Origin of the sequence: Gemmatimonas sp. (assembly GCF_044344655.1) — a bacterium.
In the GTDB taxonomy this organism is placed as follows: domain Bacteria; phylum Gemmatimonadota; class Gemmatimonadetes; order Gemmatimonadales; family Gemmatimonadaceae; genus Gemmatimonas.
Map to the genome: position 1 here is coordinate 1 of NZ_JBIJCN010000080.1, position 7,063 is coordinate 7,063.

6 protein-coding genes are annotated in these 7,063 nt (G+C 65.0%); 3 read left to right on the plus strand and 3 right to left on the minus strand.

The window, feature by feature from the left end:
* Positions 1-423 (minus strand): alpha/beta fold hydrolase (locus ACIQ51_RS13815; RefSeq protein ID WP_396205642.1); only part of this gene is annotated, 423 nt, incomplete at its 3' end.
* Between ACIQ51_RS13815 and ACIQ51_RS13820 the strand changes: the two genes are divergently transcribed.
* Positions 405-1,118 (plus strand): hypothetical protein, encoded by a 714-nt coding sequence (locus ACIQ51_RS13820; protein WP_396205643.1) that lies wholly within the window; start codon positions 405-407, stop codon positions 1,116-1,118. The genes ACIQ51_RS13815 and ACIQ51_RS13820 overlap by 19 nt on opposite strands.
* Before the next feature lie 152 nt (positions 1,119-1,270).
* On the plus strand, positions 1,271-2,884 hold the full coding sequence (locus tag ACIQ51_RS13825; protein WP_396205644.1) for an ABC-F family ATP-binding cassette domain-containing protein: 1,614 nt from the start codon (positions 1,271-1,273) through the stop codon (positions 2,882-2,884).
* A 15-nt stretch (positions 2,885-2,899) separates the two neighbouring features.
* On the opposite strand, the gene ACIQ51_RS13830 is transcribed toward ACIQ51_RS13825, so the two are convergent.
* Both ACIQ51_RS13830 and ACIQ51_RS13835 read right to left on the minus strand, forming a co-directional pair.
* The gene (locus ACIQ51_RS13830) at positions 2,900-4,567 is read right to left on the minus strand and encodes a M1 family metallopeptidase (RefSeq protein ID WP_396205645.1); all 1,668 of its coding nucleotides are present in this window, start codon (positions 4,565-4,567) and stop codon (positions 2,900-2,902) included.
* A complete protein-coding gene (locus tag ACIQ51_RS13835; RefSeq protein ID WP_396205647.1) occupies positions 4,564-6,072 on the minus strand; it encodes an aminopeptidase P N-terminal domain-containing protein in 1,509 nt (502 codons plus the stop codon). Before ACIQ51_RS13835 ends, ACIQ51_RS13830 begins: the two co-directional genes overlap by 4 nt.
* A 254-nt stretch (positions 6,073-6,326) precedes the next feature.
* Between ACIQ51_RS13835 and ACIQ51_RS13840 the strand changes: the two genes are divergently transcribed.
* On the plus strand, positions 6,327-7,010 hold the full coding sequence (locus ACIQ51_RS13840) for a transposase (protein WP_396205648.1): 684 nt from the start codon (positions 6,327-6,329) through the stop codon (positions 7,008-7,010).
* Positions 7,011-7,063 lie beyond the last annotated feature (53 nt).

Genomic DNA, 7,063 nt, shown 5'->3' on the forward strand with positions numbered 1-7,063 from the left:
CATGGCACCGAGCGCTACGTACAACGTGGCGCGCGGTGTCACGCGCGTGAACGAGTTGAGGATGACCAGCGCTCCAACGCGCTCCGGATGCGCCACGGCGAACGACATCGCCAGAGCACCGCCGAACGATTCCCCTACCATCACCACCGGGCGTCCGTCCGGGACGGCCACCGCAAGATGATGGGTGAGATCGGCCACCAGCGCGTCCATCGTGCGGGCGTCATCCCGCAGGCGATAGGTGAACACACGATAACGGTGCCGGAGCAGCCGCATCTGGCGGTAGAACAGCAGTCCGGTGCCGTCGAGCCCTGGCACGTAGATGAGCGGCGTGCCGGTGCCGGCAGCGTGCAACCGGGCAGCGGCATCAAGCTCGGTCGACTCGGCGTCGTCGAGGCGCGCGTCTGATGACTGATCAACGGACATGGCGTTCGGTCCGGTTCGTGTGGGCGGTGCTGTCGGTCGTCCTGCTCGAAACGGTGTTGCTCGGGGGGGCGATCGCGCCCGCGCTGGCCTTCGTACAATGGCAAGCCAGGTGGCCAATCAACGACGGGCTTCGGGTGCTGCTGCTTTCGCTGGCCGTTGTACCCCTCTACCTCCTGTTTGCTGCACTGTTGGTGATCATGTCGGCGCTGGCGACCCGCGTACTGGGGTGGCGCACCCCTGCCGGCATCACCGCCCGCCTCGCGGATTTCGAGTGGCCCGTGCTCACGTGGGGGCGCTACCTGATGACGATCCACGTGGTCCGGGTGTTCGCCGGTCCCGCGTTCCGGTCATCTCCGATCTGGAGCTGGTACCTGCGTCTCAACGGCGCGCGTGTGGGCCGGCTGGTGTGGGTCAACAGTCTCTCCGTCATGGACCACAACCTGCTCGAGTTCGGGGACAACGTGGTGGTGGGTGCCGACGTGCATCTCTCGGGCCACAGCGTAGAACGCGGCCTCCTCAAGACGGCACCGGTTCGCCTGGGGGCTGGCACGGTGATCGGTGTGGGGAGCGTGGTCGGTGTGGGCGTCACGACGGGGCCGGAAACACAGGTCGGGGCGCTCAGTGTCGTCCCGAAGTTCAGTGCGCTGGAGGGACATACCTCGTACGGGGGGGTGCCCGTGCAGCGGCTGCACTGAGCGCGCCGCGCCAAACTCCAAACGCCAAACGCCAAACGCCAGGCGCCGGGCGCTGGGCGTCAGGCGTCAGCTGCCGGGCGGCGCGGCACTTCGGATCTGCGGCAGAGCGGGTGTACCTTTCGGGTCCCTGAACCCGTTCCCAACCTCGCCGCGTGACTCTCCTCTCCTGCTCCAATATCGGTATCTCGTTCGGCGCCACCGAACTGCTCAAGAACGTCACCTTCACCGTGGGTGAGGGGGAGCGCTGGGGCATCATCGGGCGAAACGGCGCCGGCAAGTCCTCGATTTTTTCGGTCATCACCGGCGACCGGCAGCCCAACGTGGGCGCCGTGGCGCGGAAGCCGGGCATGCGCCACGCGCTGCTCGATCAGCACCGGGCCTTCGAAGGGGCCACCACGGTATGGCAGGCGGGCGCCGCGGCGTGGCGTGAGGTGATCGCCCTCGAGCAGAGCATTGCTGATCAGGCCATGCAGCTCGGCGAGTTGGGGGACAAGGTCACCGACGAGATGCTGGAGAAATTCGGGCGCGATCAGGAGCGCTTTGCCGATATGGGCGGCTACGAGTACCACGCCCGCGTGGACGCGGTGCTGCAGGGGCTGGGGTTCGACGCCGAGGAGAGCAAGACGCGGCTCGTTGCCACCTTGAGCGGCGGGGAACGCGGGCGCGTGGGGCTGGCGGCCCAGCTGATCGCCCCGGCCGATCTGCTGATGCTCGACGAGCCTACCAACCACCTCGATCTCGACACGATCAACTGGCTTCAGGAATGGCTCAAGGATGCCGGCGAGACGGTGCTGGTCGTGTCGCACGACCGTGCGTTCCTCGATGCGATCTGCACGCACATCTTGCATATCGAAGCCAAATCGAGCGAGTGGTACAAGGGCAACTACAGCCAGTTCGTCCCGCAGCGCGCCGAACGACGCCTCACCCGCGAGCGCGAATTGGAGAAGCAGCGCGCGTACGTGAAAAAGGAAGAGGAGTACATTCGCCGCAACATCGCTGGCGTGAACTCCTTTCAGGCCAAGGGCAAGCGCAAGCGCCTCGAGCGCCTGCCGCGTCTGGCGCCGCCTCCGGGTGATCCGGCGGCGATGTCGCTGGAGTTCACGGTGAACGACCGCGGCGGTGATCAGGTGATCGACGTCAAGGATCTGCGCGTGGAGGTGCCAGGGCGCGTGCTCGTGGAGGAGTTCACGGCGGTGCTGCGCCGCAACGATTTCGTGGCGCTGGTGGGCCCGAATGGTGCCGGCAAGTCGTCGTTCATCTCGACGATCATGGGTGACCGCGAGCCGGTCGGCGGACAGTCACGTATCGGGAGCTCGATCACGCCCGCCTACTTCAAGCAGGATCTTGGCGATCTGCCGCTCGACCTTTCGATGTTCGATGCGATCCAGTCGCATCGGCCGCTGTGGAACCGTGGACAGGTGCAGAACCACCTCGGTGCCTTCGGCTTCACGGGTGAGGAGGTGTTCCGTGAGATCCGATCGCTGAGTGGCGGAGAACGCGCACGCATGGCACTTGCCATCATGACGCTGTCTGGCGCCAACCTGCTGGTGCTCGACGAGCCCACCAATCACCTCGACGTGGAGAACATCGAGGTGCTGGAAGACGCGCTTGGCGACTACGAGGGGACGGTGCTGATCGTGAGCCACGACCGCGCCTTCCTGCGTGAGGTGGCGACGCGCGTGTGGTGGTTCGACGGGACGAAGCTGAAGGACTTCGACGGGTCGTTCGTGGAGTGGGAAGAAGATCAGGCGCGCCGGCGCAGCTGAGGTCTTGAGACGTCGCTACCGCTTTCGCGTAAACGACGCCTCCATCAGCACCCAGAGATTGGGGTCGAGCCGTACGTCCGTCGGTTCGCTCTTCACGGTGAACGCCGCGGTGACGCGCCGCCCGTCGAGTATCACGCGCTGCAGCGTGGGAGCGGTCTGTCCCTGCTCGTGTACGGCCACCTCGATGGGCATGGTGAACAGACTGCCGTCGTTCTGCACCTGCTCGAGCGTGATGCGCACTTCTTTCGTGGCGCGATCGTAGCTCCAGTCGCCAGTCAGCTCGAGATTCCCGGGCTTGTAGAGCCACTGGTCGAAGAAGCGCTCGAGTGAGCGACCGGAGGCTTCCTCCATGGCGCGACGGAAGTCGGCGGTGGTGGCGTTGCCGTTGAAGTGGGCCGCGTAGTAGGCGCGAATCCCGCGTTTGAATGCCTCGGTGCCGATCATGCCGCGCAGCATGTGCAGAATCCAGCTCCCCTTCTGGTAGGTATGGGAGCTGGTCACGTCTTCCATGCGGCTCAAGTTGCGATGAATGATCGTGTACCCCGGATTCTTCGCGGCGAACGACCGTACCGTCCGGCGGCTCGATTCGAGCCCGCGCACGAACTCGTCGCGACCATAGGCGTGTTCGATGAAGAGCAGCGTGAAGTACGTGGCGAACCCTTCGCTCAGCCACACGTCGTCCCAGTCGGCTTCGGTCACCGCATTACCGAACCACTGATGGGCAATCTCGTGAATGACCACGTTGCGCCACCGTTCGCTTCGCGTACCGGTCACGGAGCTTTCGTGGTACAGAATGGCCGACGCCGACTCCATGCCGCCGGCTACGCTGCTCGCCTGGATGTTCGCGAGTCGTTCGTAGGCAAAGGGCCCCACGTAGTCGCTGTAGAAGGCCAACACATCCTTCGTGGGCTCTGCGAAGTCGAAGAAGCCCGCGTCGCGATCCTGCGGGTAGACCCACGTTTCGATCGGCTTGCCCTGAAACGCACCAACCTGCTGGACCGCAAAGCGCGCCACGCCGAGTACGTAGAGCCACGGCGCGATGGGTACGCCGTTGCGCCAATGCGTGCGCCGCCGGTTGCCGGGCAGGTCGGTCGTCTCGGCGAGCAGCCCGTTCGACACCACCTGATAGTGACTCGGGGCGGTCACGATGAACTCGCTGGTGGCCTTGTCGTACGGATGATCGATCACGGGAAGCCAGTGGCGCGCCCGATTCGGCCAATTATCGCTGAAGAAGGTGCGATCCCCGTGCTTGTTGAGGCCGATCTGCAGGCCGTTGGCCGGCGTGCCCTCGTAGCGAACAACTACGCGTGAGCGATGGGGCAGCGGCATGCCGCTGGGGAGCGGGATGCGTAGCTCGTCGCCCGTATGAGTAAAGGGAGTCGCGGCGCCATCCCGTTCTACGGTTGTCACAGTCATCCCCTTGCCGCCCAGCGCCACCGATCGGTTGATCAGGTCGAGACGCAACGTGGTGGCATCTGCAGAAAGCACGCGCAGATCGAAGACCAGTTCACCGCGGATGGCATTGCTGCTATCGCTCAGCTCGAGGCGGAAGGCGTAGTTGACCGCATCGATCCCCGGGTTACGCGGGTAGGTGTCGGGAGGCACTGCAGGCGGCGATGCTGGCGTCGCGAGTCCGGCCATCAGTGCCAGTCGCGTGGCGATCATGGAGACGAGCGACATCATCGGCGGCTTCCTCCTGTGCGTGCGGGGGTGGAGGTGCCGCTCAGGGGTGGCCGCCACTGGACCAGCCCCTCTTCGGCAATGGTGCGCTGCACATCGGCAATGCTGGTCGGGACGAAGGCGCTCAGGTTCTCCACACCATCCGGTGTGACGAGCGCCATGTCCTCGATGCGAATGTACAGCCGTTCCTCGGGAATCCAGATCATCGGGTCGATGGTGAACACCATGCCTGGTTCGAGTTTCACACCGCGAATGCGTCCCACGTCGTGGACGGTCATGCCCACCGGGTGCTGGAAGTGACCACGAAAGGCCAGCCCCGCCTCGACGGCCCGGCGATGTGCGGCGGAGGCGAACGTTTTGCCCACCAGATACTGGCGCATGTCGGCTGCGGCACGGTCGAGGATGTCTTCCGATGTGACTCCCGGCCGGATATAGCGGAAGAGCGCATCGCGATAGGCCACGATGAACTCGTAGAGTGCCGTCTGCGCCTTGTCGAAGGTGCCGTTCACCGGCCAGATGCGCGTGACGTCGCTGGTGTAGTAGCGATAGTCAGGCGCGTAGTCCATGAGCACGAGGTCTCCGTCCTTCAGCACATCGGTCTTGCGGAAATAATGCCCCATGAAGGCGTTCGTTCCGCCGCCGATGATGGACGCATAGCCGTCACCGCGCGCGCCGTTGAGATAGAACTGGTACTTCGCGGCCGCATCGAGCTGGTATTCGTAGACGCCGGGGCGAGTGGAGCGCATGGCCTCGATGATGCCATACCCGGCGATCTCGGTCGCACGTCGGATGAGGGCGATCTCCGCGGGACTCTTGATCGCCCGCAACAGATCGATGGTCGGGGAGAGATCGCGCACCGTGAACTGCGGGAACCGGCTTTGCAGGAGATGAACGAAATGCGCTTCCCGGGACGGACGTCCGTCCCATGGATCGGCTGCCGCGCGCGCTTGTCCCGCCAGTAGTTCATCGCGACTGTCGCCGCCCGTTTCCATGGGGGCCAGTGGCGTATGGATCATCATGGCCGGCGGTCGAATCAGGTCGGCGCTCACGAGATCCTCCGCGAGTCGATCGAGCGAACGAACGCGCTCGAGGCCGGCCACCTGCATCACGAGCGCGCTGTCCTCGACGGAGAGCAGCTTGCCTTCGTTGCGCTCGCGGGCGTCGTCGCGATGCGGCAGATAGACCGTGGTGGTGCGTGATCGTCCGTTGAGGAGCAGGTAGGCGTGGGGAGACTCGATCCCCGAGAGGTAGTAGAAATCGTTGGCCTGACGGAATACGCTGAGGCCCGCGGTACCGGTGGCGCCTTGCACGAGCGCGATGCCGTTCGTGCCAATGGCCTCGTAGATCCGCGCCCGTCGCGCGGCCAGTTCGTTCTTCGTGAAGTCCGTTTGGTAGCCGGGCGCGGCCTGGGCCTGCGCGCCTTGAGCCTGTGCGGCAACGGGGGCGCCGATCAGCAGGAGGCCGACCAGCAGGTGTACGGCGCGGAGCCAGGACAGAGAACGGCGCATCGGTACGGGGCAGGGGACACGGCGCGCCCAATCGGCCGCCGCCTGCCGCGAAGCTACGGTCCGCCCTCGCCGGCCGCCAATCCCGTTCCGGGCGCCGTTCAAGGGGGGTTCAAGGTTCAAGGGGTCAGAGTCGTTGAATTCAAGGGGTCAGAGTCGTTGAAATGGTCATGGGCGAGTCGTTTTGATGACGGAGAATTCGTGGGTGGGGCGCAGGTTGGGGGCCCAGATACAGTCAACCGCTTTCCTACCCCCCTATGCCACGAGCTTCGCGCATCATTCTCGACGGCGTGCCGGTTCACCACATCCAGCGTGGCAACAACCGGCAGCGCGTGTTCCACGACAACCGGGATCGACGGCTCTACCTCGAGCTGCTGGCGGAGGGATGCCAGCGGTTCGGGTGTGCCGTGCACGCCTATGTGCTCATGGACAACCACATCCACCTCCTGCTGACGCCCGCGCAGCAGGACGGCGTGGCGCGTCTCACTCAGTGGATGGGGCGCACCTATGTCTGCCGGTTCAATCGTCGGCACGCGCGAACGGGCACGCTGTGGGAGGGACGATTTCGGTCGTCCCTCATCGAGTCGGCCCGCTACTTCCTCACGTGTAGCCGCTACATCGACCAGAACCCGGTCCGCGCCGGCATGTGCGCCACGCCCGGACACTTTCGGTGGTCCAGTTACGGGCGTCTTGCGTATGGACGCCCCGACGAGGTCGTCGTTGAACACGCGGCCTATCGTGCGCTCGGGAATACACGGGACAGCCGACAGCAGACCTATCGCGCGCTGTGCGAACCGCCGCTCTCGACGCCCGTGCTGAAGGCCATGCGGGCGCTTGGTCGCGGACAGGGTCATGGGGGGGACCGCAGGAGCGAGGAATTCCATAGCTTTCGACAGCGTTCGCCAGCAGTCGCCGGCCGTTCAACGACTCTGACCCCTTGAAAATCACATGGTACTGTCTTCGCTCGTTGTCGCTGCCTTCACGGCCGTCGCCA

Bases quoted from the DNA above. Each gene is read 5' to 3' on its own strand.
- ACIQ51_RS13830 (WP_396205645.1), bottom strand. From the start codon at position 4,567: ATGATGTCGCTCGTCTCCATGATCGCCACGCGACTGGCACTGATGGCC.
- ACIQ51_RS13840 (WP_396205648.1), top strand. From the start codon at position 6,327: ATGCCACGAGCTTCGCGCATCATTCTCGACGGCGTGCCGGTTCACCAC.
- ACIQ51_RS13820 (WP_396205643.1), top strand. From the start codon at position 405: ATGACTGATCAACGGACATGGCGTTCGGTCCGGTTCGTGTGGGCGGTG.
- ACIQ51_RS13835 (WP_396205647.1), bottom strand. From the start codon at position 6,072: ATGCGCCGTTCTCTGTCCTGGCTCCGCGCCGTACACCTGCTGGTCGGC.